Annotated in this window: 23 protein-coding genes; 6 read left to right on the plus strand and 17 right to left on the minus strand. The window is 44.4% G+C overall.

Going from position 1 to position 25,471, the window contains the following annotated elements; genetic code table 11:
* Positions 1–135 precede the first annotated feature (135 nt).
* The 3 genes from ACIZ62_RS09860 (at position 136) to ACIZ62_RS09870 (ending at position 4,413) form a co-directional block, all read left to right on the plus strand.
* Positions 136–714: a PadR family transcriptional regulator gene (locus ACIZ62_RS09860; RefSeq protein WP_111886827.1), complete on the plus strand. Its 579-nt coding sequence runs from the start codon at positions 136–138 to the stop codon at positions 712–714.
* Positions 714–1,262, plus strand: a complete 549-nt coding sequence (locus ACIZ62_RS09865; RefSeq protein ID WP_111886826.1) for a hypothetical protein — start codon at positions 714–716, stop codon at positions 1,260–1,262. Before ACIZ62_RS09860 ends, ACIZ62_RS09865 begins: the two co-directional genes overlap by 1 nt.
* Positions 1,263–1,437: 175 nt before the next feature.
* On the plus strand, positions 1,438–4,413 hold the full coding sequence (locus ACIZ62_RS09870) for a methyl-accepting chemotaxis protein (protein ID WP_414150054.1): 2,976 nt from the start codon (positions 1,438–1,440) through the stop codon (positions 4,411–4,413).
* An 88-nt stretch (positions 4,414–4,501) separates the two neighbouring features.
* On the opposite strand, the gene ACIZ62_RS09875 is transcribed toward ACIZ62_RS09870, so the two are convergent.
* The 5 genes from ACIZ62_RS09875 to ACIZ62_RS09895 form a co-directional block, all read right to left on the minus strand.
* A complete protein-coding gene (locus ACIZ62_RS09875; protein ID WP_111886824.1) occupies positions 4,502–4,960 on the minus strand; it encodes a chemotaxis protein CheX in 459 nt (152 codons plus the stop codon).
* Positions 4,951–5,814, minus strand: a complete 864-nt coding sequence (locus ACIZ62_RS09880; protein WP_111886823.1) for a response regulator — start codon at positions 5,812–5,814, stop codon at positions 4,951–4,953. The genes ACIZ62_RS09875 and ACIZ62_RS09880 overlap by 10 nt, the downstream gene beginning before the upstream one ends.
* 137 nt (positions 5,815–5,951) lie before the next feature.
* Positions 5,952–7,256 (minus strand): DEAD/DEAH box helicase, encoded by a 1,305-nt coding sequence (locus ACIZ62_RS09885; RefSeq protein WP_111886822.1) that lies wholly within the window; start codon positions 7,254–7,256, stop codon positions 5,952–5,954.
* 99 nt (positions 7,257–7,355) lie between these two features.
* Entirely contained in the window at positions 7,356–7,514 is a 159-nt protein-coding gene (locus ACIZ62_RS09890; RefSeq protein ID WP_204355458.1) for a hypothetical protein, read from the minus strand.
* A gap of 144 nt (positions 7,515–7,658) precedes the next feature.
* Positions 7,659–7,856, minus strand: coding sequence for a cold-shock protein (locus tag ACIZ62_RS09895; protein WP_111886821.1), 198 nt, complete (start codon positions 7,854–7,856; stop codon positions 7,659–7,661).
* 385 nt (positions 7,857–8,241) lie between these two features.
* Between ACIZ62_RS09895 and ACIZ62_RS09900 the strand changes: the two genes are divergently transcribed.
* Positions 8,242–9,153, plus strand: coding sequence for an exopolyphosphatase (locus ACIZ62_RS09900; RefSeq protein ID WP_204355457.1), 912 nt, complete (start codon positions 8,242–8,244; stop codon positions 9,151–9,153).
* Positions 9,154–9,184: 31 nt separating this feature from the next.
* Here ACIZ62_RS09900 and ACIZ62_RS09905 read toward each other — a convergent pair whose 3' ends face one another.
* The 11 genes from ACIZ62_RS09905 to ACIZ62_RS09955 form a co-directional block, all read right to left on the minus strand.
* The gene (locus ACIZ62_RS09905; RefSeq protein WP_111886820.1) at positions 9,185–9,799 is read right to left on the minus strand and encodes a hypothetical protein; all 615 of its coding nucleotides are present in this window, start codon (positions 9,797–9,799) and stop codon (positions 9,185–9,187) included.
* A 222-nt stretch (positions 9,800–10,021) separates the two neighbouring features.
* On the minus strand, positions 10,022–10,792 hold the full coding sequence (locus ACIZ62_RS09910; RefSeq protein ID WP_111886819.1) for an arylamine N-acetyltransferase family protein: 771 nt from the start codon (positions 10,790–10,792) through the stop codon (positions 10,022–10,024).
* 126 nt (positions 10,793–10,918) lie between these two features.
* The gene (locus tag ACIZ62_RS09915; protein ID WP_414150055.1) at positions 10,919–11,260 is read right to left on the minus strand and encodes a hydrogenase maturation nickel metallochaperone HypA; all 342 of its coding nucleotides are present in this window, start codon (positions 11,258–11,260) and stop codon (positions 10,919–10,921) included.
* 264 nt (positions 11,261–11,524) lie between these two features.
* The gene (locus ACIZ62_RS09920; RefSeq protein WP_111886817.1) at positions 11,525–14,299 is read right to left on the minus strand and encodes an FAD-dependent oxidoreductase; all 2,775 of its coding nucleotides are present in this window, start codon (positions 14,297–14,299) and stop codon (positions 11,525–11,527) included.
* 13 nt (positions 14,300–14,312) lie between these two features.
* Positions 14,313–14,996: a hydrogenase nickel incorporation protein HypB gene (gene hypB, locus ACIZ62_RS09925; RefSeq protein WP_111886816.1), complete on the minus strand. Its 684-nt coding sequence runs from the start codon at positions 14,994–14,996 to the stop codon at positions 14,313–14,315.
* Between the two features lie 208 nt (positions 14,997–15,204).
* Positions 15,205–16,434: a flavin monoamine oxidase family protein gene (locus ACIZ62_RS09930; RefSeq protein WP_111886815.1), complete on the minus strand. Its 1,230-nt coding sequence runs from the start codon at positions 16,432–16,434 to the stop codon at positions 15,205–15,207.
* A 66-nt stretch (positions 16,435–16,500) separates the two neighbouring features.
* Complete coding sequence (locus ACIZ62_RS09935) at positions 16,501–17,532, minus strand: helix-turn-helix domain-containing protein (protein ID WP_111886814.1); 1,032 nt, start codon at positions 17,530–17,532, stop codon at positions 16,501–16,503.
* 95 nt (positions 17,533–17,627) lie between these two features.
* The gene (locus ACIZ62_RS09940) at positions 17,628–18,401 is read right to left on the minus strand and encodes a TraX family protein (RefSeq protein WP_111886813.1); all 774 of its coding nucleotides are present in this window, start codon (positions 18,399–18,401) and stop codon (positions 17,628–17,630) included.
* A gap of 15 nt (positions 18,402–18,416) precedes the next feature.
* A complete protein-coding gene (gene recQ, locus ACIZ62_RS09945) occupies positions 18,417–20,606 on the minus strand; it encodes a DNA helicase RecQ (RefSeq protein ID WP_414150056.1) in 2,190 nt (729 codons plus the stop codon).
* Positions 20,607–20,862: 256 nt separating this feature from the next.
* Complete coding sequence (locus ACIZ62_RS09950) at positions 20,863–21,738, minus strand: nitroreductase family protein (RefSeq protein ID WP_111886811.1); 876 nt, start codon at positions 21,736–21,738, stop codon at positions 20,863–20,865.
* 68 nt (positions 21,739–21,806) lie between these two features.
* The gene (locus tag ACIZ62_RS09955; RefSeq protein WP_242988579.1) at positions 21,807–22,397 is read right to left on the minus strand and encodes a VanZ family protein; all 591 of its coding nucleotides are present in this window, start codon (positions 22,395–22,397) and stop codon (positions 21,807–21,809) included.
* Between the two features lie 58 nt (positions 22,398–22,455).
* On the opposite strand from ACIZ62_RS09955, the gene ACIZ62_RS09960 reads away from it, so the two are divergent.
* Positions 22,456–22,938, plus strand: a complete 483-nt coding sequence (locus ACIZ62_RS09960) for a deoxycytidylate deaminase (RefSeq protein WP_111886810.1) — start codon at positions 22,456–22,458, stop codon at positions 22,936–22,938.
* 68 nt (positions 22,939–23,006) lie between these two features.
* Here the strand turns inward: ACIZ62_RS09960 and ACIZ62_RS09965 are convergent, their stop codons facing one another.
* Positions 23,007–23,642: a Maf family protein gene (locus ACIZ62_RS09965; protein WP_414150057.1), complete on the minus strand. Its 636-nt coding sequence runs from the start codon at positions 23,640–23,642 to the stop codon at positions 23,007–23,009.
* Between the two features lie 357 nt (positions 23,643–23,999).
* On the opposite strand from ACIZ62_RS09965, the gene ACIZ62_RS09970 reads away from it, so the two are divergent.
* Entirely contained in the window at positions 24,000–25,334 is a 1,335-nt protein-coding gene (locus ACIZ62_RS09970; RefSeq protein ID WP_414150058.1) for a GDSL-type esterase/lipase family protein, read from the plus strand.
* Positions 25,335–25,471: the final 137 nt, after the last annotated feature.

The following is a 25,471-nucleotide window of genomic DNA, read 5'->3' on the forward strand; positions in this document are numbered from 1 at the left end:
TAATCAAGTCAAGGCAAATAAATTGCTTGTTGATGTTAATATTAAAACTAGCCAAGAAAATAAATGCATTTCTAACAAAAATCAGATAAAATAGAAGTGGATAACTATTTGACAAAAAACGAAAGGCTTAAACACATGAGAACTCTAAAATATGCCATCCTCGGCTTGATCAACCGGGAATCTATGACTGGCTACGATTTAATGAAAGTATTTAATATGGAACTGGTTAATTTTTGGTATGCCAAGCACAGCCAAATCTACCCGGAATTAAAAAAGCTCACCGACGAAAAGCTAATTACCTACGAAATACTACCCGAGGATGAAAAACTTCGCAAAAAAATTTATTCAATTACAGAAAAAGGCAGACAGGAATTTCACAACTGGATTTTACAGCAGGATTTACTGGAGCCTACTCCCAAGGATATTTTTCGGCTAAAAGCTTATTTTATCGAATCTCTGTCCAATGCCAAAATCCTGAACCACTTTCACTACCAACTGACCCAACGTCAGGAAAAACTGGAAAAGCTCCAGAACAACATGCAGATATTACTGGACTCTAAAGACATTTCAAAGATACAGAGTCCCGAATACGGCGACTATATTGTCCTTAAATCGGCCATCAAACGCGAAAAATCCTACATCGAATGGCTCAACGAATGCATTGAAGAAGTCACCACCAATACCCGAATTTTTGTCGACGAAAGGAGACCCTAATGAGCCCTATCTTCTGTCCTAAATGCGGCGGCATTAACACCAGCCCAGCGACCTTACCCTTATTGTTTTGCCGGGACTGCCAAGCCAAATTTGGCCACGATTACCATGAACTCGTAGCAGACACCCGCCAGATTATCTTTAATACCTATCAGAAGGCGATTGCCAGTCAAAATTTGACCTTTACAAAAACTGCCGCCGGAGCCACCATTGAGGGGCCCTTTCTGTGTTATTACCCGGATCTTCCGGAGATCTACATTGACCAGCTCCAGTGGCAACAATTACTTGAGGATTTCTATCAGCTTTATGTCTTGAACTGGAAAAGCAATTATCAGTCAGCAAACACCTCAGAGAATAGTGATACTGCTTTCGGCTGGGATTTAAAAATAATCATCGAGAACCAGGAACCCTTGATTTCTAAGGGTCAGGGACTCTATCCACCCTATTGGACAGCTCTAATGGATCTTTTTACCCGCATCGGTCTGCCCAATATCAGCAAGCCGCTGGGCCAGAATTTTTTACAGCTTCAAACTCAAATCCAGGCCCAGTAAAAAAACATTACCGTTTTAACTTTTTTTTACAAAAATTCACCTCCAGTTTTTCAGTAATAAAATAACGACTTTTTAGCAGCGATTTAACAATTATACCGTAGCGTTTCGGTTTAAAATGATTTAGAATGGGGTATAAAATGACCACTAATTAAAAAATATAAAGGCGGAAATCACAATGAAGATTTTTAACAAGCACTCAATCGGTAATAAAATCACCTCAATGGTGATCATTTTTGTGGCCCTGGCCCTGTTGGTGATTGGCATCACTGTCACGGCATTAAGCATCAACACCGAAAATCAGCAAATTGAAGAACAAATGAATCTCCAGCTTAGTAATACTATTGGTGAGATTGAGCAGGTACTCAGTACTCACAGCAAAGCGGTGAGCAGTTTGAGCACCACTATCGGCGTCACTGGCACTCAGATGGCTCCCTCAGAGTATAACAAGCTCTTAACCCAATATGTTGAACTTACTGACGATACTTATGGTGTCGGAGTCTTTTATGACTACAATGCTTATCTACCTGAAATTAAATATTTCGGACCATACGCCTATCGGGAGAGCTCAAATATCGCCTACGCTGAAGCCTTGTTTAGTACTGATGATTATGATTATCCCAATCAGGAATGGTACATGGTAGGTAAAGACGCTGGTGGTAAAATTGCCTGGTCGTCACCATTTAAAGACGAAGCCTTGGGGATTTCGATGGTCACTGCTGCATCCGCTTTCTATGATACCAATCGTAATTTCAAAGGGGTGGTTACCGGCGATATCGATCTTTCCAGTCTTCAACAAATGGTCAGCAACATCAAAATCGGTGAAACCGGTCGCGCCTTTCTGGTGGACCGAACCGGCCTCTATATTGCTGATGCTGATGTTTCCAAGGCAATGGCCGTCAACTTGCTTGAAGATCCCAACCCAAGCTTGTCGACGCTGGGGGAAGCTATGCTCAGTGGTGAACCCGGTTCCGGGGTATTCCGTGATGATTCCGGCAAAAATAACATCTATTATGCCCCGATCCCTGCAACCGGCTGGACCCTTGCTATTATGGAGTCCCAAAGTGAACTCAATGCCCCGATAATGGCCCTGATCTTCCAGTTAATCGGATTATTCTTATTAACCCTGATCGTGCTCAGCTTTATCATCGTTAAACAAGTCAAAGGGGTGGTCAATCCTATCGTTCTGATCACTGAGCTGTTTCGTAAGGCTGAATTGGGTGATTTTGACAGTGAAATTCCTGATGCAATCATCAACCGTGAAGATGAGCTGGGCAAGCTGGGACTTTCCTTCCAGAAACTATCGGAAAATATTCAGGAAAATATTGCCACCCTGGAACAGATTTCTCTGGGAAATCTTAATGTTGCCGTCGATGTCAAATCGGATAAGGATATTCAGTCTAAAAGTCTTATTGAAGTGGTTGATAATCTCAAAAACCTGGAAACAGAGGTAGAAATGTTAACTCAATCAGCCACCGATGGTCATTTATCTGTTCGAGGTGATGCCACCAAATTCCAGGGTAAGTACCGGGATATTGTGGTTGGTGTCAACAATACCCTTGATGCAGTGGTTGAGCCGCTAAACATGTCGGCGGACTATGTCAATAAGATCAGCCGGGGCGATATTCCCGAAAAAATAACCGCTACCTATCATGGGGACTTTAATACGATTAAAGAAAACCTTAACTCATGCATCGACAATATCAATGCCTTAGTATCTGATGTTGATATGTTAGCTCAAGCTGCTACCGAAGGCCAGTTAGAAATTCAGGCCGATGCCACCCGGCACAACGGTGATTTCAAAAAAATCATCGAAGGCTTTAACAATACGCTAAATTCCCTGTTAGCACCGATCAATGAGGCTCGACAGGTGATGACCAAGATGGCCGCTAATGACTATACCATTAGCATGGAAGGTCATTATAAAGGTAATATGAACGCATTTTCCGAGGAGATCAACCTGGTTCATTCCCGCCTTCTCAATGTTCAGGATGCTTTTATCCGTATTTCTCAAGGTGACACCAGTCGTTTGAGTGACTTTATCGCCATTGGCAAACGTTCCGACAACGATAAACTGATCCCATCGGTAATCGCCACCTTAACCACTATTGACAGTTTGATTGAGGAATCCCGTAATCTTGCTCAAGCTGGAATCAACGGCAACCTGACCGTTCGCAGCGATGCGTCAAAATTTGCTGGTGGTTACCGGGATATCGTCGATGGCTTTAACCAAACTCTGGATGCCATCGAGCAGCCCATCAATGAGGCCGCCGTCGTACTTGAACAAATGGCTGCTGGACAGCTAACCCACCACATGGAGGGGGATTACCTGGGTAGCTATGCAATTATTAAAAATTCATTAAATGATACCATGAACTCACTGAATGAAATTCTTGGAAATATCAATGACTCAGCTGATGAGGTCGCTTCCGGCGCCCGACAAGTCTCCTTCGGCAGTCAGGCTCTGGCCCAGGGTGCTACCGAGCAGGCCAGTTCAATGGAAGAGCTCAATGCCTCCATTGATGAGGTGGCGGTTCAAACCAAAGAAAATGCCATTAATGCCAATCAGGCCAATCAGTTGACTCTGACCGCTCAGCAAAATGCCGAAAACGGCAACACTCAGATGCAGCAAATGCTAAAATCGATGGAAGAAATCAATGCCTCCTCGGCAAAAATTTCAAATATTATCAAGGTCATCGATGACATTGCTTTCCAGACCAATATTCTGGCCTTGAATGCAGCAGTGGAAGCTGCCCGGGCCGGACAACAAGGCAAGGGTTTTGCGGTCGTCGCTGAAGAGGTCCGAACCCTGGCTGGACGCAGTGCCGAAGCAGCTAAGGAAACCACCGAACTGATTGAAGGATCTATTTCCAAAGTTTCCGAGGGCACTGTCATTGCCAATAATACTGCTGATTCACTCAACGAAATTGTGGATGGGGTTACCAAAGTCGCCGTCTTAGTCAGTAAAATTGATACCGCTTCTCATGAACAAACCGCTTCTATCAACCAAATTAATACCGGCATCGATCAAGTGTCTCAGGTTGTTCAAACCAATTCGGCCACTGCCGAAGAAAGTGCTGCCGCCAGCGAAGAGCTCTACAGTCAGGCGGAACTGCTCAAGAATATGGTTAGCAAATTTAAATTGACCAAATAAACCAAAAGCCACCCGTTTTAGACAATAAAAAAAAGAGCATGATCCCTGATAGGGGGATGCTCCTTTTTTATTACTTTAAAACTCTCATTTAATCGAGTGCCACATTGATTTCCAGTTTAATGCCATCGATATCAAATTCTACACACATGACTTGGTCTTTGCTCATACTAAGCTCAATACTTTCTCCCGTCAGCATCGTTGGTGGTGAAATATCTACAGTAACATTGTCATTGGAAAAATTAATCGCCGCATTGGCAGTTAACATATTGGAAAGCTCAGAAATTGCACTTTTTGCCATATCATCCAGTTCATCCACCGGCATCCCCATCATCATAATGGAAGCGATCTGCTTAGCACCTTCAGTATCAATAGCATAGGCTACATTTCCCTTTTTATCACCAACTATCCCCAAAGTTAGTACAATTCCACTGGCCACAATTTTTTTTGATTTCTCGCTTTGTTCTTTCAGGTCAATGTTAGCAAACCCCAATTGAGGCATCACATCCGTCACTGAAGCAATAAAAGGATTGATAATTGTTAAATCCATTCCACATCCCCCTTTTGAAAGCCAACATTCATAAAAACATCACCCATATCTGTTTTAATAACAAATGATTCGCTCATAATATCTCCAATCGAAATCGTGATATCTTTACCTCGGAATACTGTGGGTGGTGAAACTCGAAGACCAAAGGAACGATTAAGTCCATTTAAAAGCGAACAGGCATTACCAGCGATAACATTTGTGAATTCGCTTAGAAAATTAATCGCTTCGTCAATTTGCTGGCCTTCATCCTGAAGGATTTTTCGGGTCATGCTCAAGGCAGTATCTTCGGACATATCCATAATCAATCTTCCGTCATGCCGTCCAATTATCCCAATTGCCACAGAAATTCCTGAAGAATTTGTAGTCATCGGATGATCCTCAACCTTTTCAACTACGACTTCTCCACCAATCTCCCGCTTCAAAAAACTGAAAATTGATTCTTTAAACGCTTCTTCAAAATTGCTCTTTAAGACACCGTAAAGTTCTTCACCTTCAAAAAGTCGCTCAATTGCGGCGTCCAAATCCGTTTGATCTACCGGTTTTTGCAAGTAACCTTTGATACCAACTTTTCTAGCCAGCTGAATAATTTCTTCATCCATCATTGCGCTGATGGCAATAATTTTTGTATCATGCAGACATTTAAGAATTTCTTTTGAACACTCGATTCCATCACCATCAGGCAAGGTCATATCCATCGTAATCAGATCTGGTTTGATCTCTTGGGCTTTTTTTATTGCCTCGTTCATGTTAAGAGCCGTGGCAACGATCTCTATCCCATCTTTCTGAAGCATCCGTTTAAGAACTGCTATTGAAAAGGTTGAATCGTCTACTATCATCACTCTAATATTTTCCATAAATCCACCGCCTTTTTAATCGAATCGAAACTTTCCTATTTACTAATTCTAATGGTTATCACAAGCATTCGTCAAGTATTATTTACGGATATCTTCTGTAATAATTTTTACCCAGACGACTTCAAAATACACAAATTTTACAGATTATCTTTTCTCTTGTTTTTCGCATAAAAACGATCCCGATCTTTTTTCCCACCAGTTGACTTACCTGAACCGCTTCCGCTTCCGCGACGATTTCGGGGCGCTGTGGGCTGATGTGCTGCCAAACGACGGGAAGATGCTATTTTTTGTTCTGCTGGCACCTCCACCAAAGGAAAGGGATGAACCTCAACCACGGGAATTGATTTCAACACAAGTTTTTCAATGCCGTCCAGTAAGGGCATCTCTTCCTGATCACAAAATGCTATGGCTATGCCGCCAAAGCCAGCCCGACCCGTACGTCCGATCCGATGCACATATGTTTCCGGTACCTCCGGCAAATCATAATTAAAGACATGTGACAATTCATCAATATCGATTCCCCGGGCGGCAATGTCTGTTGCAACCAAGATCCGAGTTTTTCGTTCTTTAAAGTTATTCAGAGCCAATTGCCGCGCATTCTGAGATTTATTACCATGAATCGCCTGCGCTTTAAACCCGGAACGCTCCAGATGCTTAACAATTTTATCGGCCCCATGTTTAGTTCGGGAAAAAACCAGTGCAGAGACAATTTCCTTATTTTTAAGCAAATGAATGAGTAGATTGATTTTATTGTTTTTATTTACATAATACACATTTTGCTTAATTACTTCTACCGTTGATGAAACCGGAGTAATGGTTACCTTGGCCGGATTTCGGAGGATGGTGCCAGCCAGTTTGGCTATTTCCATCGGCATAGTTGCCGAGAACAGCATATTTTGACGCTCGGCCGGCATGTGCTTGATAATTTTTCGGACATCCTGAAGCATGCCCATATCCAACATCATGTCTGCTTCATCCAGTACAAAAGACTTGATTTGATTAAGACGTATGTATTTTTGGTTAATCAAATCCAGTAGCCGTCCCGGGGTTGCCACCAGAATATCAACACCAGCTGACAATGCCTTGGTTTGAGGGTTTTGAGATACACCTCCATAAATAACCAAGGTCCGCAAACCTAAAAATTTGCCATAAGCTTTAAATGAATCACTGATCTGTAGAGCCAGTTCTCGGGTAGGTGCCAGTATCAACGCTTTAATGGGTCGGTTTCCTTTGAGATTTCGCTGCTCGTATGAAAGCCCCTGTAAAATCGGGATAGCAAAGGCGGCAGTTTTGCCCGTTCCGGTTTGAGCACATCCCAGTAAATCCCGGCCTTCCAGTAAAGACGGAATGGCCTTCTCCTGAATTGGTGTAGCTTCTGTGTATCCTTCAGCTATTAAAGCCTTCAGAATCGGCTGTATAATATTTAAATTTTCAAATTGCAATAGTTTCTCCTTTATAATATAAGTGCAGAATGGGTTGAGATAGTTTACCAACCCATATCATAAATAAAGAACGCAGTCTGCGTTCCTTAGAAAATAGATTTATTTATCGAAAAATCCGCCTCGTTTTGTTGTTTTAAATGCTTTTCGATGACTTACCTTGTTTTGACTCGGTTTATCAGCTTTTATTCCCTGTTGTGCACTTAGCTTTTTCTTCGCGTCAATTATTTTTTTCATCGCTTCGATGTTGTTTGTTGACATAAAATCCCCTCCTTTTCCCCGTAAAACCTCAGTAACCCCTTGGGATTATCGTTCGCGATCAGGGATCAGTGCTGTCAATATTTTGTGACAGTATAAAAAAAAACTTATGCCGTTTTCAGGCATAAGTTTAAAATATCTGTGTTATTAGATAACTTGAATATTTTCGGCTTGTGGGCCTTTAGGTCCTTGAGTAATTTCAAAAGAAACTTCTTGGCCTTCTTCTAAAGATTTATAACCGCTTGATTGAATTTGTGAAAAATGTGCAAATACATCTTTACCATCTTCCCCTGTAATAAAACCAAAACCTTTTTCCGAGTTAAACCATTTCACTGTACCATTCATTGATGAGTACCTCCTAATTTTATTCCCTAAATCCTTGTAATACGGATAACAACTACATTTCTAAATTAGGATAATACTGTAAAGCATAGTACCAATTAAAAAATAATACTGTTAAATTCATTTACTATTAATTTAAGTTCTTACTTATAATAACACGTAACAATCAATAAAGCAAACATTTTAATAATTTTTTTTAAAAATATCTTAAACCCTTTAATTAAAGCCCCAATTGTTCCTTATTTTTTTTCATTGAAAAGATGGAAAATCTGCTTCTTAAATGGTACAATATAAAAACTGTTTCTAAATTCTTACTGACCTTAACAGCCCGAGGGGCTTTTAAACTTACGGTGGCATTTAGCTAGAATTTTTTCTTAGGAGGTTTCATATGCGTTTAGTTACTCGATCTGATTTTGACGGTTTAATCTGTGGTATGCTGTTAAAAGAAGCCGACATCATTGATGATTGGATTTTTGTTCATCCAAAAGACCTGCAGGACGGGCTCTTCTCCCCCACCGAAAATGATGTGCTGGCCAATGTTCCCTATGTGCCCGGTTGCGGGATGTGGTTTGATCACCATTCTTCAGAGAAAGAGCGAATGGGATGGCATCCTGGGGTGGCAGGCGTAAGCCGACTGGCACCTTCGGCTGCTCGAATTATTTATGAATATTATGGCAGTGCCGCAAAGTTTCCCAATTATGAGGAAATGATTTTTTCGGTGGATAAGGTGGACTCCGGGAAGCTTACCCGGGATGAAATCTTAAACCCCACTGGCTGGATCCTACTGGGCTTTATTTCTGACCCTCGTACCGGATTAGGTCGATTCCGGGATTTCCGAATCAGTAATTACCAATTAATGGAAGAACTGATCAATCTTTTTCGAAACTTGTCCATTGAAGATATTCTGGCCTTGCCGGACGTAAAAGAACGAATTGATCTTTACCACGATCAGGCCCGACGTTTTACTGAAATGGTAACAGCGCATACTCAAATTATTAATAATGTGATTGTTACCGATTTACGGGATGTGGATACCATTTATACTGGCAACCGTTTTATGATTTACAGCCTTTATCCCGATCAAAACGTATCACTCTGGATTGTTGACGGCAAGCAAAAACAAAATGTCTCCATTGCCTGCGGTTACAGCATCTTAAACCGAAGCTGCACTGCTGATATTGGCAAACTGATGCTCAAGTATGGGGGCGGCGGCCATCACATGGTCGGTACCTGTCAAATCCCGTATAACGATGCTGACACCATTATTGAAGAGATCATTGCGGCACTTAAAAGCAAATAAAAAAACGCAACCGTCGCAGGTTGCGTTTTTTTTATTGCTCGGGACGAAATTCAAAGACCATGACCGTTCCCCGATAACCCAGAAAAGTAACATAGGCCACTGATCGATCTGGATTAAACCAGGCCATCACCGTATAGGAATTTTCAGCATCTTTTTTATTGTAGGCAGAATTTATTTCGGTACCGTCTACTCCACCTAAAATAGTCTTGACCTCTTCGTAGGTCATCCCTTCTTTAAGGGTGTTAACCTGATCCGCCGTAACATTGGCGTTGACAAGTCCGTCGAGATAGGTATTATCCGGGACAAATAGTGATTTAAACACCACTACCTCCGCACCTTCTGTCTCTTCCGAACCATCCGTAGCTTCTGTGACCATTGTATTATAGCTCACTGTGACCCCATAGCCGGTGTTTTCATCGACATAGTTAAAGCCTTTCCCTTTGGCAGATCCTTCGACTTTCAAAGCTTTTTCAGCTTCCTCTCTAGGCATCCCCACTAGTATCTTATTGTATAAGTTTAAGGGATCTTTGCTGACCTCTTCTTTACCGCCCCCGAACATCATCAGTACAATGACGGCAAGAACAGCAATGCCGATTAACACCGCAATACCGCCGATCAGAATCGGCTTCGAAATTTTTTTCTTCATTCACTCTTCTCCTGTTCTATTTCTCAATTTGTCTACAATGGCATTAACCGTCATAAAATCCTGCAAAAAAAAGAGTGGGCCTCGCAATGTCTCGACAATACCACTCTCAAAGTTGATTTTTACTGAGATTTTCGCTGAACTCATTCTAAACAAAAGCTGTGGTTTTGTCAATTAAAAAGCAACAATCCTCAAATCGGTTTGTTGCTTTTTTATTGCCAGCTTTTAATTTAGCTTCACCCCAAAATAGCTTTTTAAGGCTTCTTTGATTGCGGCATCGCCGTTGATGGCTGTTTCGGTCAGCACCTCACCGTCAGCAATCTTTAAATTGCCATCAAAATAAGTGATCTTGCCGGTTTCTGTGACCAAAGCACACATCTGCGCCTGTCTGAAAAAGGACTCCGGGTAGGTGGCAGTGAAATGATTTGCAATCAGATAATCCGCCGGACAACAGGTTTCCCGGGTAAAAGCGTAGATGGGTTCAAAACCAGTGGCAGTTTTGAACTCTACTCGGCAACCGTAAACCGGGTCGGCCATCACCCGATGAATTCGTCCCAGATGCTCCTGCTCCAGACCTTCCTCAAATAAAAGCGGTGCGGCCAGACTGTTGCCGCCAAAACCTACATCACAGACCCATTTCTGGCCGTCAGCTTCTGCCAGCAACACCATATGGGTTTTTCCCGAGTTATCAAACCCTCCGTGGTAGACTCTGGCCAGATGCCTGGTGACTGGAAAACCCATCTCGGTCAGCACCGCCGCAAAGAGACTATTCATTTCAAAGCAGTAACCGCCGCGATGGTTTTTCACCATCTTCTCGAAAAGATCGTCAAGATCAAGAGAAATATTCTTCTTTTCAAAAACATCGAGGTTTTCAAAGGGAATGTTCATCACATGGCCAAGATGGAGTTGTTTCAGGGTTTCAGCGGAAACCTGGCTACCCCCGGTATAATGAATCCGCTTAAAATAGTCCTCCAGGTTAAATAATTTATCTGGCATACGTTCTCCTTTTTTTAGTTTCGTTTAAACTAACTCCAGTATACCAGAACGCCTGGGAAATTAAAGCTAAAACTGATTGCATTAAGAATAATTTTATTAAGCACTTAATTCCAATTGCCGCCTCTATCAATAGGCGACAACCTCCTTGATACTGAATTCCCGGCCGGAGATCAAACTGAAATATTCACCCTGACAGTTTGGACAAATCTTGCGGTGGTCAACCACATTATAAATTTTATGACAAGACTGGCACTCCCCGGTGGCCGGCAGCACGATGATTTCAAGCTTTGTATCTTCATAGGGGGTTTCACTAACCGCCGCCGGATAACAGGCTTCCACAAAGTGGGGAATGGTCTGGGACAATTGTCCGATCTCCAGAATAATCGTGTCAACCCTGGTCAGATTGTTCTCCACGGCGAACGCGTCGACGATTTTAATCACTTCATAAACAATCCCGAGCTCATGCATGGCCTCACACCTCTTTTTCTCGTTTCTTTAGTTAAACTACAAACTTAGTACCGACAATTGTTGCATCATGTTGTCCGCATCGGAGCAGACAGGTTGATCAACCTGTCCGATTCTGCGCGAAGGCAACGAGCCGATCATAAGCTTGTTTATAGTTGGCGACTGCCCGCGACCTATGCGAAAGAAGCGTAGCGGATTTCGCATGGCGCAGCGAACAACAGATTAACAATTGGTCGGTACGATAGCGAAACACTCCGCTAGTTTTATTTATCGGGTTTCCGAAAATGGATTGACCTTATTGAGTGCAATTTTTGCTTTTCGACCAATCGCTTTTTTAAGAACTGCTTTTTGCAAGTCGTCGATTTCATAACCCATCTCATCATAAACCCGTTCCAGTTGAATGGCCTCAAATTTGCATTTAAGGGTACAGGCACCGCATCCGACACATAAATACGCATCCACCTTGCTAGCCCCGCAGCTTAAGCATCGGGCCGTTTCTTTCTGGATTTGCGCTTCGGTTAACACCCCTCTTAAATCTTTAAAAGTTGTTCTTGAAACCTTTCCATCAACATGCGAAATCCTTTGTCGCTCGGTGCCATCATAATCGATTCGCTCATCCAGATTGTCCTTATCAAGCATGGTATAGGCATGATTATCGCGACCAAAAACCAATGATTGACCTTTCTGGACAAAACGATGAATCGAAACGGCGGCTTCTTTACCGGCGGCAATGGCATCAATGGCCAGCTTAGGTCCGCTGGCAACATCGCCTCCTGAAAAGATGTCATTTTTAGAAGACTGTAGCGTGACCGGATCGACCGCTACGGTGTTGCGACTGGTTAATAACACCGCTTCGTCGGCAAACAAATCGCCATAAGCATAGGTTTGTCCCACTGACAGGATCACATTGTCACAGGGCACAATCATCCGATCCGCTTCTTCAAATTGAGGATTGAAACGACCAGCGGCATCAAAGGTTGACAGGCAACGCTTAAACTCAACCCCGGTAACCTTACCACTTTCTGTGACAACCCGAGTCGGTCCCCAGCCGTTATGAATGCCGATTTCCTCACTCAGTGCCTCGGCCACTTCCTCGGTATGAGCAGGCATATGATCCCGGGCTTCCAGACAATATAAATCGGTCTGGGCGACATTTTTTAGTCGAACTGAGCTACGGGCCACATCAATGGCCACATTTCCGCCGCCGATAACCACGACCTTGCCTTTGACGTTGGTTTCTTGGGCCAGGTTTGTGCGGCGCAGAAAATCCACGCCACTAAAAACACCCTCGGCATTTTCGCCGTCAAGGCCAAGGGTTCGTCCCGCTTGAGCCCCGATGGCTACATAAAAAGCCTTAAAGCCTGAGTTTCGCAGGTCCTGGAAGGAAATATCCTGACCTATTTCCACACCGGTTACAAACTTGACCCCCATCTCGCGAATCACATCAATTTCTGCTGCTAAAACGTCTTTCTCCAACCGATAGGAAGGAATCCCTAGGGACAGCATCCCCCCAAGGCGACTTTCCTTTTCAAAAACTGTGACATCATATCCGTCAATGGCCAGATCATAAGCACAGGTTAGTCCTGACGGTCCCGAGCCGATGATGGCAATTTTTTTGTCACTGTAATCATGTCGTTTGACCGGCATGAAACGAGATGCCATTTCCAGATCCTTTTGGGCAATAAATTTTTTGATATCATCAACCGCCACCGCCTCGTCAATATCCCCCCGGGTACAGTCTTCTTCGCATAATCGCGGACAGATCCGGCCGCACACCGCTGGTAGCGGATTATGTTTCTTGATCAGCTCCAGGGCCTCGGTATAGCGTCCCTGAGAGGCCAGTTTGATGTAGCCCTGAACCGGGATATGGGCTGGACATTTGGTGATGCAGGGGGCCGTTCCTGAATCCAGGGCATTTTTGCGGTTGATGCGGTAATCGCTGTTCCACTTATCTTCCAGCCATTCGGTATTACGGGGGGTCACCTTGGTTACCGTTTCGTCAATGGGCGTTTTGGAACATAGCTTCTGGCCGAGTCTGATGGCATTGGTCGGACAGACATCGACACATTCACCGCAGGCGACACATTTGCTTTCATCGACTACCGATTTATAATTCGACCGGACGATGTCAGTGTTCAAGTATTCGTTGGCCAACCGCATGGCATAGCAACCACAACCACAACAGTTGCAGATGGCATGGGTGTGACCTGGGGTATCCAGATTGGGGATTGAGTGCATCAGGCCATTGTCTTCCGCCTTTTTAATAAGCTCGAAGGCTTCTGCTCTGGTGATTTCCCGACCGCGACCGGTTTTGATATAATACTCAGCAGCATGGCCCAGTTGAATGCACATATCCTCTTTTAAGTGGCCACAACCTTCACCCATGGATTCGCGGGAGGTTCGGCAGGAGCAATCCGATACCGAAAAAATGCTGGCTTCATTTAAATGATGCGATACTTCTTCATAGGTCACTTTTTGGGAATTTCCATCAATCGACCGTTCGATCGGCAAAACCCGCATCGGACCGCTGCCAATCGGCATGATCCCAGCGGCCATAGGTCCTTTTTTGCCGCCAAAATAATAAAACGCTTCAGCGACTTCCGGATGTTTGGCGACTAATTCTTTGTTATTATTGATCATTTCCAGATGGCCAGGGACAAAAATATCCTGCCAATATAGATCTATCCCATCGACCGTATTGACAAACGCAACCCCGGCCCAGGCAATGTACGAAAGGGCGTCGGTGACCAGATCGAGCGGTTCCCCCGCTGCTTTGGCTACCGCTTCAGCACTCAGTTTTTTTCGAAATTCAAGGTACATGGCAATTTTGGCCTGGTACGCGTCAAGAATCGGCTCCAGAGCATAGTACTCCGGACCGAAGGGGATGACTTCCCGACTGGTTCCTGCTTTGGTACGACCGATTTTATTGGCCAGATCAACAATTTCCTGACGATAGGGTCGGTCATTGACATCCGCCCAGGTTAAGGCAAAATTAAAGCGTGTCGACTTACTAAAATTTGTCGGTTCTGTTTTTTTGTTCATCTTGATCTCCTCTTTAACTCAATAATTCTGGCTGATTCCAGTTATTAACTTGATTGCGTAGCCAGTTTGCCCATTCGTCAATACCTTCTCCGGTTTTGGCGGATATCGGAATGACGACCAGGTTGGGGTTGATCTTCTTAACCCGCTCCCGCAGAATATCCAGATCAAAATCGAAATGCTCCTGTACATCGATTTTATTAATCAGCAGCACATCCACCAGTGAAAACATCAGCGGATATTTCAGCGGTTTATCATCCCCTTCCGGGACACTCAGAATCATCGCATTCTTAGAAGCACCGGTATCAAACTCGGCTGGACAAACCAGATTGCCGACATTTTCCAGCACTACCAGATCGGTCTCTCTGGTACCAATCCCCTCCAGACCCTGGCGGGTCATGCTGGCATCCAGATGGCACATCCCCCCGGTATGGAGCTGAATCACCCTGGTTCCCGTTTTCGCCACGGTGTGAGCATCCACATCTGAGTCAATATCGGCTTCCAGAATGGCAATGCTCAATTCTTCCTTTAGAGCTTCAATGGTTCGCAACAGGGTTGTTGTTTTTCCCGAACCCGGCGACGACATCAGATTCAGCAGAAAGGTCTGCTCCTTTTTTAATTCCTGACGAAGCTGATCAGCTTCCCGGTCGTTATTTTCATAAACGCTTTTTTTGATTTCCAGTACCTTATAAACTTCCATCTTTTTCTCGCTTTCCGCTTATGTAATTGTTTGCAGTTTCTTCATTAGCTTGATTATAAGCCATGCGAATAACTTTGACAACATTTTAACAGCGCATAAAAACACATCCCGTCAGTTGTTTTAACTTGGTGTTAACAACTTATCGGGATGTGTTTGAAGTAAAATCCAGCAACTGTCACAAACCTGTAAACAGCAAGCCAAAATAAATTTATAATTGATCGGGAGAAAAATAACGGTTGGCAAAATCATTGAGGTATTGGGTCAGTTTATCAAGGGTGGGAAAACAAGTCAGACTTCCTGAAAAATAAATGCCATCCTGGCCCTGGCGGGTGTTCACCTGATCGTAAAAACCATTTTTTATTTCCGTCCCGGTGACATGGGGAAAGGTTTGCCACTGTTTGTAGGCAAACAGCCGCTCGGCCTTATAGCCGGCCTGTTTCATATCGGCATCAATAAGGGCCTTTAACTCTTTAATTGGCAGGTCTCCGGCTGCATAGGCCGTCAGAAGCGGTCCCGGCTTATCCGGCTTGCTGCTAAACAAAAGCATGAGTTGCCCGTCTTTATCAAAATTATGACTGAAATAACTGGTTATCCGGTAGTTTTCCCGGGCCACATAAGCCAGCACATTGTAGTGTTTTCTTTGATAGGATTCCATTAAGCTGGCATGGTCCGGGAACTTAATCACTTGTCGATTCAGTGGCACCGTGATCACCGCCGCATCAAATTCCTCATTGCCGACGGGAGTTTCAATGGTCACACGGTGATACTCTGCGGGAGCAATGCCAGTGACTGGGGTATTCAAGCGGAGATCTTCCAGCTTTTGCGCTAATTTTGTAATGATCTCAGTGGCCCCGTTGGTAAAGGCAATCAGCTTTCGGGCCTCAATCATCGAAGACAGGGTCAGCAGATCCAGATACTTTAAGGCATAGATGGCCGGAATCTCGCTGGACTTCCCAAAACCAAAGGCAACCAGATGGGGTGCATAAACCCGGATCAACGTTTGTAACTTGTTTTCGATACACCAGGATTCAAAGGATTGGGTCAACGCATCGGGAACGTTTTCCCAGCCCTGAGCATTTAAAGCGGCTTGATAGGGGGCCAGAATTTTCGGCAATCGTTTTAGCTGTTCCTGAAAGCCAGCGATTTCATGGGGATTAATTTGAGCCAGTTTTTCACCATCCGGCCCCAAAAAATTCCGATGAAAATACTTGTATTCCGCCTTAACACCCAACTGTCGCAGGAATTTCATCAGTGCTTCTGAGGTTCCCAGCACCACTCCCAGCTCACAAAACTCTTTTTTATGAAAAACTGTGTAGCAATGGCCTCCGGCCCGTTCTTCCTGTTCAAAAACCGTCACCGTATAACCAGCTTTTTCAAGAAAATAAGCCAGAACCAAACCGCTGTAACCACCGCCTACCACCGCTATCCGCTTTTTCATCGTTCTCCCCTCCTGGCAAATTGTTTTTTCTGACGCTTCCAAAATTCTAGTTGCTTTTATTAACCGCTAGTATTTTCGATTGACATAAGACCATAGTGGCAGGGTCACCCCTGTTCCCTTCGCCTCGACAACAATTTCGAGGGGCGTTTTCTGGCAGTTTTTACCATAACCCAGAGACATGTCAAAATTATAATTGCGAATAAATTGCTGAAAATCATCCTTGATTTCTTCGAAGGAACGAGTCGATTCCAACGCTGCTTCCAGATAATCCCCACTTTTCTGATTGAATACCTGAACTGTTTTTGAATATAAATTATTTTTTTCTTCCCAAATCACCTGTTTGATGTTCATTTCCCGGAGATTTCTGGTGTACAGATGGCGGCTGTGAATTCTTCCGGTGGTATACTCCGCTTGATGGGGGGTCATAATCCACCGCGGTTGCATCAGCAGCTCATTACCCATGGGAACGGCCACCCCCAGCAGCAGGTCCAGAGCACAGTCAGAATTTTTTTTCGTATAAAGTCGGGAAAATGCCATGCCACTGATTAAGTCCACCACCGCATACTGATAAAGATTGCCCATCCCCGGTTGATAACCGCGTGTCACCGTCCAGGCCATCCAGCATTCTCCCACCGTCAGATGCTCCGGTTCCGGGGCCCGATCCGACCAGATTTTTATTTCAGGGCCGACAAATTGATGTTGCTCGGCTCTTATTTTCCGGCTATAATTTTTTCTGGCCTGTTTCTGGTTAAGATCGTGACGGCACATAATATTATAAACCCCGCTGCTACTGATGATCAGGTCCCGATCTTCAAGCAGCCAGGCGATACTCTGGGGGCCGTAGTCCGGAAAGGAAACGATTGCATCAAGCACCGCCAGCTCCATCGCCAGATCGGATTTATTGGGCGGGACATAATGTCGGACCTGATCCTTCAAGCCGGCCAGACCCTTTTCATCAAACCGTTTGAGCCAACGGTAGTAAAGGGTTCGGGAGATTTTATATTTTTTACAAGCCGCACTGACTCCCTGCTCCTGACCGCACAGCAAAATCTCATGGCGGCGTTTGATTGTTTCCTGCTCTTTAATAGCTTTTAGCATGTGCGATCGTCCTTTCTAATCATTGCGACAACATTTCCCTAGATTTATTACCTTATTGATTCTTTCTAGTAATGATCAGTTTTAGAACACCGATCTTAAAAAAATAGATTGCCGATAAAAAATAATACCACGATGTGCAGCGGATAAAAAACATAAAACAGATATTTCATGCCCCGTCCCTTTTCACCATTATAAGAAAGCATCAGCGGTAGGGAACCGATCATCATCCATTGATAATTCGTGTAAAGAAGGGCTGTCGGTTGCGGATTCATGGCCCATTCCAGAGCAAGAAAGCCCAGGCAGTAAAGCCCATAAGCCAGGATCAGCCGTTTTTTGTCGGTTCGATTAAAGTAAATCAACACGCCCAGAAAAACAAAGATAAAACTACCCTCGTTAAAAATCAGATTGCCGGTGATGGCCCCCACAAAGCTCATCATGCCGGTGAGGGGAAGTACTTGGCCGGCCAGAATACAGAGGATTGTTGTCAGAATCTGATAGACCGCGAACAGGGCGAGGTATTTGTTGCCTTTGGGCTTATCGGTTTTTCTGATTTCGATGAGCCAGACAATTACCGCCACCAAAAACAGCGTTACAAAAATATTGTTGGATATCATAGCGTAAGGGTCTGCGACAATATTGTTGCAAATGACATCTATCAGGCCCATTCCCAGGCCGAAGAAATACATCCTTAAGAGATACTTTTTGCGGTCATGGGTGTAGTAAAAACCCCAGGCCATACAAAACATAAACACTGGGGCCGAAATCCGGCCCACCCAGTGCAGCCACAGCGGTGCACCCGGAATAAACTGCCCCACATGGTCCAGTAACATCAAAATCAGGGCGATTACTTTTAAAGTTGTCGAGTTCATCTGTCTTTCTCCAATCTACTGTAAACTATTTTTATGAATGACAATTTTTATATCACTATAGGAGCAACTCTCCGGCAAGGCTTCCTTGATGGGTCGCAGTGCTTCCAGACCAACGGTTCCAATCGCATTGATGATTGCCACTTCTTTTTCGGTATCCACAAAATCACGCCAGTCAATCGCTTTTCCTTCCTGGTCGCAGCGGATTAAATGACCAAGCACCGTGTTTTCGGTTAATTCACGCTGCCTGGCGATATCAGCAATGGTCATGCCATCTGTAAATAACTCGTAGCTGAGTTCCCATGAGGGCACTTTCGCTTCTTTTTCTCTACTTTGCTGCCTGGAAACCCTGGGTTCCGGGTCATCCGTCGCGATCGGCCGGGGTCTGATCGTGATCGGGTGATTTTCGGAAAAGCTCTTAATCGCTTCGATAAAGACTGCCCCATAATGATCATAGCGGGCCTGGCCGACCCCATTGATTTGCAGAAATTCGGCTTCTGAACGGGGAAAGTAGGCTGCCATTTCCTTTAAGGTCGCATCGGGGAAAATCACATAAGGTGGCAATCCCTTTTCCTGGGCAATGCTGCGTCTCAGGGTTCGCAGTTCTTCAAACAAGGCTTCATCGCAATCCACCGGCGGTTTGGCTTTACCCGAGTATTTTTTATTGGCAGCCTTGATATTGAGCAAGTGTTTTTTATGGAACACTGTTTCGTTGCCCTTTAAAATCCCGCTGGCGGCCGGGGTCAGCTTGAGAACCGGATACTCATCGGCAGTGACCATGATATAGCCCTTGGCTACCAGGGTCATGATGATCTCCCGGAGGCTTTCGGCACTCTGCTCCTTAAGAATTCCATAGGTTGAGAGCTGATCAAAACCTAACTCCAGCACCTTTTTATTTTTTGAACCCCGGAGCACCGCAATCACCATATTCAGGCCAAAGCGGTTTTTCATCCGATAAATACAGGAAAGAATCTTCTGGGCGTCCAGAGTGATATCCACCATTTCCGACTGATCGAGACAATTGCCGCAATTGCCGCAACGCTTGTAGTCGGCGGATTCCCCAAAATACTGAAGGATGCTTTTTCGAAGGCAATCATTGGTGTGGCAATAATCGACCAGATACTGGAGATTTTCAAATAGTAAGGTTTCCCGTTCCGGAGAGGTCTGATTTAATTGGATCAGCTGTTTCTGTTTAACAATATCCGCAGGCGAATAAAGAATAGTACAGTGGCTGGGTTCGCCATCCCGGCCACCACGACCGGCTTCCTGATAATAGGCTTCCATATTCTGGGGCATATTGTAATGGATGATAAAACGGACATCCGGCTTATTGATTCCCATGCCAAAGGCATTCGTGGCTACCATGATGTGAAGACGGTCATTAATGAAATCCTGCTGATTCTGCTCCCGAGTCTCAGAATTCATCCCGCCATGATAGGCTCCTGCTAAATACCCAAGGCCTTTAAGCTTGGCAGTAACGCTTTCCACGGTTTTTCGGGTGGCGCAATAAATAATACCGGACTGATCCGGGAATGTCTCGGTGATGGTATTTTTGACGTAACCAAGCTTATCGCCGGTTTTAACCACCTGATAAAGCAGATTGGGCCGATCAAATCCGATGATCGATTCCACCGGATCTTTAAGCGCCAGCAATTCCCTGATTTCCTGAATAACCTTGACTGTGGCGGTGGCGGTATAGGCCGCTACCACCGGCCGGGGCGAGATATTCCGGATAAAAGCGGGAATCTCGCGGTAATGGGGGCGAAAATCATGGCCCCACTGACTGATACAATGGGCTTCATCCACCGCGATCATGGAAACGTCAAGCTCCCGGACCAACTCCACAAAGGCCGGTGCACAAAGCCGTTCCGGGGCGATATAAAGAAGTTTGTACTGATTGGTCCGGATCCCTTTAAGCCTTTTTTGATAGGTAGCATCATCCAGACTGCTGTTTAAAAAGGTGGAAGCGATTCCCATTTCGCCCAGGGCATCGACTTGATCCTTCATCAATGAAATCAGCGGTGAAATCACCAGCGTAATGCCTGGCATCTGAATCGCCGGAAGCTGATAGCAAAGGGATTTTCCCCCACCGGTGGGCATGATCCCCAGCACATCCTGACCATTTATGGCGGCTGTAATGATTTTTTCCTGCCCTTCTTTAAATGTATCGTAGCCAAAATATTGACTCAGGTTTTTTTTTAGTGTCACGATGAACCTCCTGTGAATCCTTGTCTCCGATTAGACGGTTCCGTGGGAACCTTGATTTTTGTCATATCCTTTATTATAAGTTAAAATAACGCCCCTGACAAGGAAAGTGACTCACTTTAAAAATCTTGTTCATTCATTTTATTGTCCCAATGCTGATCGCCAATATCCATTTAAAAAAGGGCCTTTACACATCGTTTCCGATGGCAAAGCCCTTTTAAATTTACTCGTTATCGTTACTTTTCAATGCGTCTAAGTCTTACAAATCAAAATGAGCAACCCGCCGATACTCAGTGCTGCCCGAATCGTCCTGGATAAAATGCCAGTTTGATGGAAAACTCAGTTCTTTTGCTAGTCCTTCAAGGGTAAATAGCATAATCCCGGCATCGGTATAATTCTCTTCCCGTTCTGGATTAACCACCGCCAGTTCAGCGTAACCATCTTTCAGAATCAGCCGGCAGGGCTGAATATTTTGGAATGAGGGCGAATTCCTGACGTAGTAAAGCAAATCTAGAACCCCTCTTTTTTCCATCTCTGAAAATGGTGCTACATTTCCCCAATTTTGAAGAAAAACAGTGTCTACCACTGATAGTCGCGATTCATCGTTAGTGGTAATCATGGTGATCCCGTAGGGATTCTGTTCATATTTAGTGTCACAACTAATAACGGTTGTATGTTTATCTGTACTGCTTTCTTTTTTTACTGGTTTTCCAAAAACTAACAGATGCTCAACAATACCTTTTTGTCCCCCCAGTAATTTTTCTTCTTGAGCCTGGCTTATTTCACTTAAGGTGATCCAGCAACTGCCCAGGCCCAGATCATAAATCTTTTTTACCACCGACTGCATATAAAAAGCGCCAAAAATTTCAATCTCATGGTCAGCTTTGTCCAGTCGCAAACCGATATAATGGGGTCCTTTAATCATCACCCCGCCATACCCCCCAGAGCCTTCCAGGTTCTGATAAACAACGGCACCGTTTTCTATCAGGATCAGGGAGAATCCCTTTTCCTTACCAACAGTACTATTTACTTCATCAAGATATGTTTTTATTTCTTTCATATCCTGTTCTACCACACCAATATCCACAAATTCTCTGGTTGAGTGACTATTCACCATAAATTCTCTAAATTTCATAAGTTAGACCTCCTCGCATTATCTGTTTACTTTATACCCCACTTAGTGAAGATTAATCATAATTATCCCTAAAACCGTCTGGAAATCCTTCTAATGACAATGGTAGTGAGTAAAACCCCGAGAATTGCGCCAGCACCATCGATAAGCACATCCTGAAATTGACCGGAGCGGCCCGGTACAAACAATTGATGGAATTCGTCTGACACAGCAAAAAAGACGCAAATGATTAGAGCCAGATTAACCGGTTTTTTGACTTCGCTTTGAAAGAGCGAAGAAATCGTCAGGGAACCCAAAATAAAATAGGCGATAAAATGGGCATTTTTACGGATATAAAAATCCAGACCAAAGATTTCCATGTTCTCGATATCCGGTGCAAAAGGCTTCAGAAAAGATAATAATCCATTCTTCACCCCAGTGCTGAGATGAGCCGACTGGGTCGCTGGCTGACTGGAAAGATAAAAGATAATTCCCATCCAAATCAGGGTGCATATCCAGGTTAATATAAGTATTATTCGCTTTCTATCCACTTCTTCACCTTTTTTTCTGACCTGGCCGAATCCCCTTCTGTTTTCGTAGCTTTTAATAGCAACTTGAGCGCTGTTAATCATCCAGTTTTTCTCATAAACAAACGACAGTGTAAACCCAATAATATTATTCAAGACAGCTCCACTTTTTTAAGCAATTATGGTAAACTAAAGAAAAAAACTGGAGAATGCGATGAAACGACATGATTATATTACCTGGGAAGAATATTTTATGGGGATTGCCCTGTTATCGGCCCGACGCAGCAAAGATCCCAATACTCAGGTGGGTGCCTGCATTGTCAATAAAGACAATATTATTCTGTCCACCGGCTATAACGGCATGCCTAAAGGCTGCAGCGATGATGCCCTGCCCTGGGAGCGGGAAGGAACCTTCCAGGACACCAAATATGCCTATGTGTGTCATGCCGAATTAAATGCCATCTTAAACTCAGACGGGCGATCACTGGCTGATTCCATTTTATATGTCACCTGTTTTCCCTGCAACGAGTGCGCCAAAGCGATTATTCAAGCCGGGATTATAAAAGTGATTTATCTTGAAGATAAATATCCGGATGCGGATGCCACCCAGGTTTCCCGACGCCTGTTTAGTATGGCTGACATCACCTTAAAAGAATTTCTAAATCCGGCCTTTTATCGTGAGTTATCGTTGTATTAATGAAAATATTTATCTTCCTCTAATACCAAAGAGATGCTTTTTTCGATGAGCCGCAGATGGCCTAGCTTTTACTGGTTGGCGATCTGCGCAAGCATTTTGCCGAACCGTTTGTTGAGTTTGGCAATCGGCAATCCCACAATATTATTATAGTCTCCTTTAATCCACTTAACCCAGAGGCCGGCCTCTTCCTGGATGCCATAGGCCCCGGCTTTGTCCATGGCCTTGCCGGAGGCCACATAATCAGCCACCTCCCGCTGCATCTGATGATCCCATTCATAAAACTTAATCGTAGAATTCACGACAAACCGCTCTTCGAGATCCCGATAGCGGATGCTGACACCAGTAAAAACCTGATGGGTGTTTCCAGCCAGCCGTTTAATCATGTTATAAGCATCCATTTCATCCGCCGGTTTCCCGAGGATCTGTTTATCGATCACCACAATCGTGTCCGCTCCCACTACCAATGCCCGAGGATTGATCTTTTGCACAACTCGGGCTTTCCTTGCCGCCAGCTCTTCAACAAGTATTTTTACCGCGTCCTGAAAATCCTCGTCACTGTTTGCCAGAATTTCTGTCTCAATCCGTTTTTCATCGATTTCTGCGGCCTGGATGATAAAATCTTTGATGCCATGGCTTTTTACTACCAGCTTAAACAGCTCCTGTCGGCGGGGAGACTTGCTGGCAAGAATTATTTTAGGTTGCAAGGTATACCTCCGTTTATTCAAAAAAGATAGTAATATTGTATCATTTTATCGAAACAAATGAAAGATTTTGGAGATAAATTTTAAACTGAAGCCCGAATTATCGTTTTAGTGCCCGTACCACTAAAAATGATGATCTATCCAAATCGATAGCCCACTTACAAACAGCCATTATGCCTGAATCATTTTTCGCTCACTGGTCAAAAAGTGTTGACAAGCCAGCAACTAGTATTATAATTTTATTATAGATACCTGTCTCAGAGATCATTTAAAAACAAGCCTTATTTTTTGTTCTTTGGGGCGGATCACAGATGCGTACTTTCAACCACCACCCAAATCGAACCAGAGAAAGGAAACAAAATGAAAAAAAGTATTCTTAGATCGATCACCGGCCGTCTTTTGATTCTTTTACTGATGCTGTCCATGATTTTTTCAACCGGCGTTTTTGCCGCTGTTGATTCTGAAAAAACAGATACCGATAACACCATTGATACAAAAGCCACTGGAGATATTGGTGTTCAATATCGGGGGCACATCCAGAATAAAGGTGATGTTCCCCTACCGGTTGGCAACTTCGTTAGCGGTCCCGGCGAGCTGGGAAGCCAAAGTGAGGGGCTCCGGCTGGAAGGGCTCAGGATTGAACTCACAGGCGATGTACCTTCCGGTGCGGGAATCAGCTATGCGGTTCATGTCCAGAATAAAGGTTGGATGGATACGGTGGAAAACGGTGATTTTGCCGGAACCACTGGCGAAGGCCTGCGCATCGAAGCCATCAAAATTAATTTGACCGGTCTTGATGGTTACGAGGTTTATTACCGCGGCCACGTTCAAAACAAAGGCAATATTCCCATCGTTGATAACGACTGGGGCTGGGTTAAAAACGGAGCCGAGCTGGGAACCACTAGCGAAGGGCTGCGTCTGGAATCAATCCAGATAAAAATAGTCAAAACAGAAACCTATACTGCCCTGGGCGATTCCATCGCCTATGGAATGAGCGCAACCCCCGGTTCCGGTTATGTTAATCTTTTTTATAACGACTTAAAAGGAATGAGTGGAAATGAAGACTTATCTTTAGTCAACCTGGGCGTCCCGGGTTATACGTCCAGTCAGCTCCTTAATCAGCTTTCAAGCGATCCGACAACCATGGCAGCTCTGAGCAAGGCTAAGGTCGTTACAGTCAGTGTCGGCGGTAACAATATTCTTGCTCCAGTTATCGCCAGTCTGGCTGCAGCTTTCTCTTTGGATCCCACCTCGGCCACCTTCCCGGCTGAGCTGGCAGCCGCTTTAGCCCAACCCGGTGCCGAGGATATCATTACGGCAACGCTACCAACAATCCAGACAAGCGTGACAGCCAGTGTTACACAGTTTGTCACCGATTGGCCACAGATCATTGCCACCATCAAAACCCTGGCACCTCAGGCTGATATTGTTGTAGCAACCCTGTACGATCCCATCAATACCCAAGATCCGCTCTACGCCATTTTCGAGCCATCGATTCAGACGATTAATCATACCATTATGACCCCTGGTGCCGGTTATAAGGTTGCTGATGTCTACACCGCCTTTGCCACCTATCAGGGCAGTGAAGCACTGGTTAATTTCAACTGGTACATCGGTAGCTTAGATCCCCACCCTACCACCGCCGGCCATGAGTTGATTTACCAGTACCACCTAAATGCCGGGTTTATCAACTAGCCTGAGCCGTCGCCATTAATCTGAACTTAATATCAATCTAAAGATAAATGCGCTGGACGTTAAACGAGTTAACGTCCAGCGCATTTTATCTGTTCAAATCTTGTCCAAAACGCTCAGCAGATAAACTGTAATTAACA

Source organism: Acetobacterium carbinolicum, assembly GCF_047456275.1.
Taxonomy (GTDB): Bacteria; Bacillota; Clostridia; order Eubacteriales; family Eubacteriaceae; genus Acetobacterium; species Acetobacterium carbinolicum.

Bases quoted from the DNA above. Each gene is read 5' to 3' on its own strand.
- hypB (WP_111886816.1), bottom strand. From the start codon at position 14,996: ATGGAAGTTTATAAGGTACTGGAAATCAAAAAAAGCGTTTATGAAAAT.
- ACIZ62_RS09875 (WP_111886824.1), bottom strand. From the start codon at position 4,960: ATGGATTTAACAATTATCAATCCTTTTATTGCTTCAGTGACGGATGTG.
- ACIZ62_RS09910 (WP_111886819.1), bottom strand. From the start codon at position 10,792: ATGCCAGATAAATTATTTAACCTGGAGGACTATTTTAAGCGGATTCAT.
- ACIZ62_RS09940 (WP_111886813.1), bottom strand. From the start codon at position 18,401: ATGAACTCGACAACTTTAAAAGTAATCGCCCTGATTTTGATGTTACTG.
- ACIZ62_RS09915 (WP_414150055.1), bottom strand. From the start codon at position 11,260: ATGCATGAGCTCGGGATTGTTTATGAAGTGATTAAAATCGTCGACGCG.
- ACIZ62_RS09900 (WP_204355457.1), top strand. From the start codon at position 8,242: ATGCGTTTAGTTACTCGATCTGATTTTGACGGTTTAATCTGTGGTATG.
- ACIZ62_RS09895 (WP_111886821.1), bottom strand. From the start codon at position 7,856: ATGAATGGTACAGTGAAATGGTTTAACTCGGAAAAAGGTTTTGGTTTT.
- ACIZ62_RS09960 (WP_111886810.1), top strand. From the start codon at position 22,456: ATGAAACGACATGATTATATTACCTGGGAAGAATATTTTATGGGGATT.
- ACIZ62_RS09860 (WP_111886827.1), top strand. From the start codon at position 136: ATGAGAACTCTAAAATATGCCATCCTCGGCTTGATCAACCGGGAATCT.
- ACIZ62_RS09930 (WP_111886815.1), bottom strand. From the start codon at position 16,434: ATGAAAAAGCGGATAGCGGTGGTAGGCGGTGGTTACAGCGGTTTGGTT.
- ACIZ62_RS09865 (WP_111886826.1), top strand. From the start codon at position 714: ATGAGCCCTATCTTCTGTCCTAAATGCGGCGGCATTAACACCAGCCCA.
- ACIZ62_RS09920 (WP_111886817.1), bottom strand. From the start codon at position 14,299: ATGAACAAAAAAACAGAACCGACAAATTTTAGTAAGTCGACACGCTTT.
- ACIZ62_RS09935 (WP_111886814.1), bottom strand. From the start codon at position 17,532: ATGCTAAAAGCTATTAAAGAGCAGGAAACAATCAAACGCCGCCATGAG.
- ACIZ62_RS09890 (WP_204355458.1), bottom strand. From the start codon at position 7,514: ATGTCAACAAACAACATCGAAGCGATGAAAAAAATAATTGACGCGAAG.
- ACIZ62_RS09880 (WP_111886823.1), bottom strand. From the start codon at position 5,814: ATGGAAAATATTAGAGTGATGATAGTAGACGATTCAACCTTTTCAATA.
- ACIZ62_RS09970 (WP_414150058.1), top strand. From the start codon at position 24,000: ATGAAAAAAAGTATTCTTAGATCGATCACCGGCCGTCTTTTGATTCTT.
- ACIZ62_RS09870 (WP_414150054.1), top strand. From the start codon at position 1,438: ATGAAGATTTTTAACAAGCACTCAATCGGTAATAAAATCACCTCAATG.
- ACIZ62_RS09950 (WP_111886811.1), bottom strand. From the start codon at position 21,738: ATGAAATTTAGAGAATTTATGGTGAATAGTCACTCAACCAGAGAATTT.
- ACIZ62_RS09905 (WP_111886820.1), bottom strand. From the start codon at position 9,799: ATGAAGAAAAAAATTTCGAAGCCGATTCTGATCGGCGGTATTGCGGTG.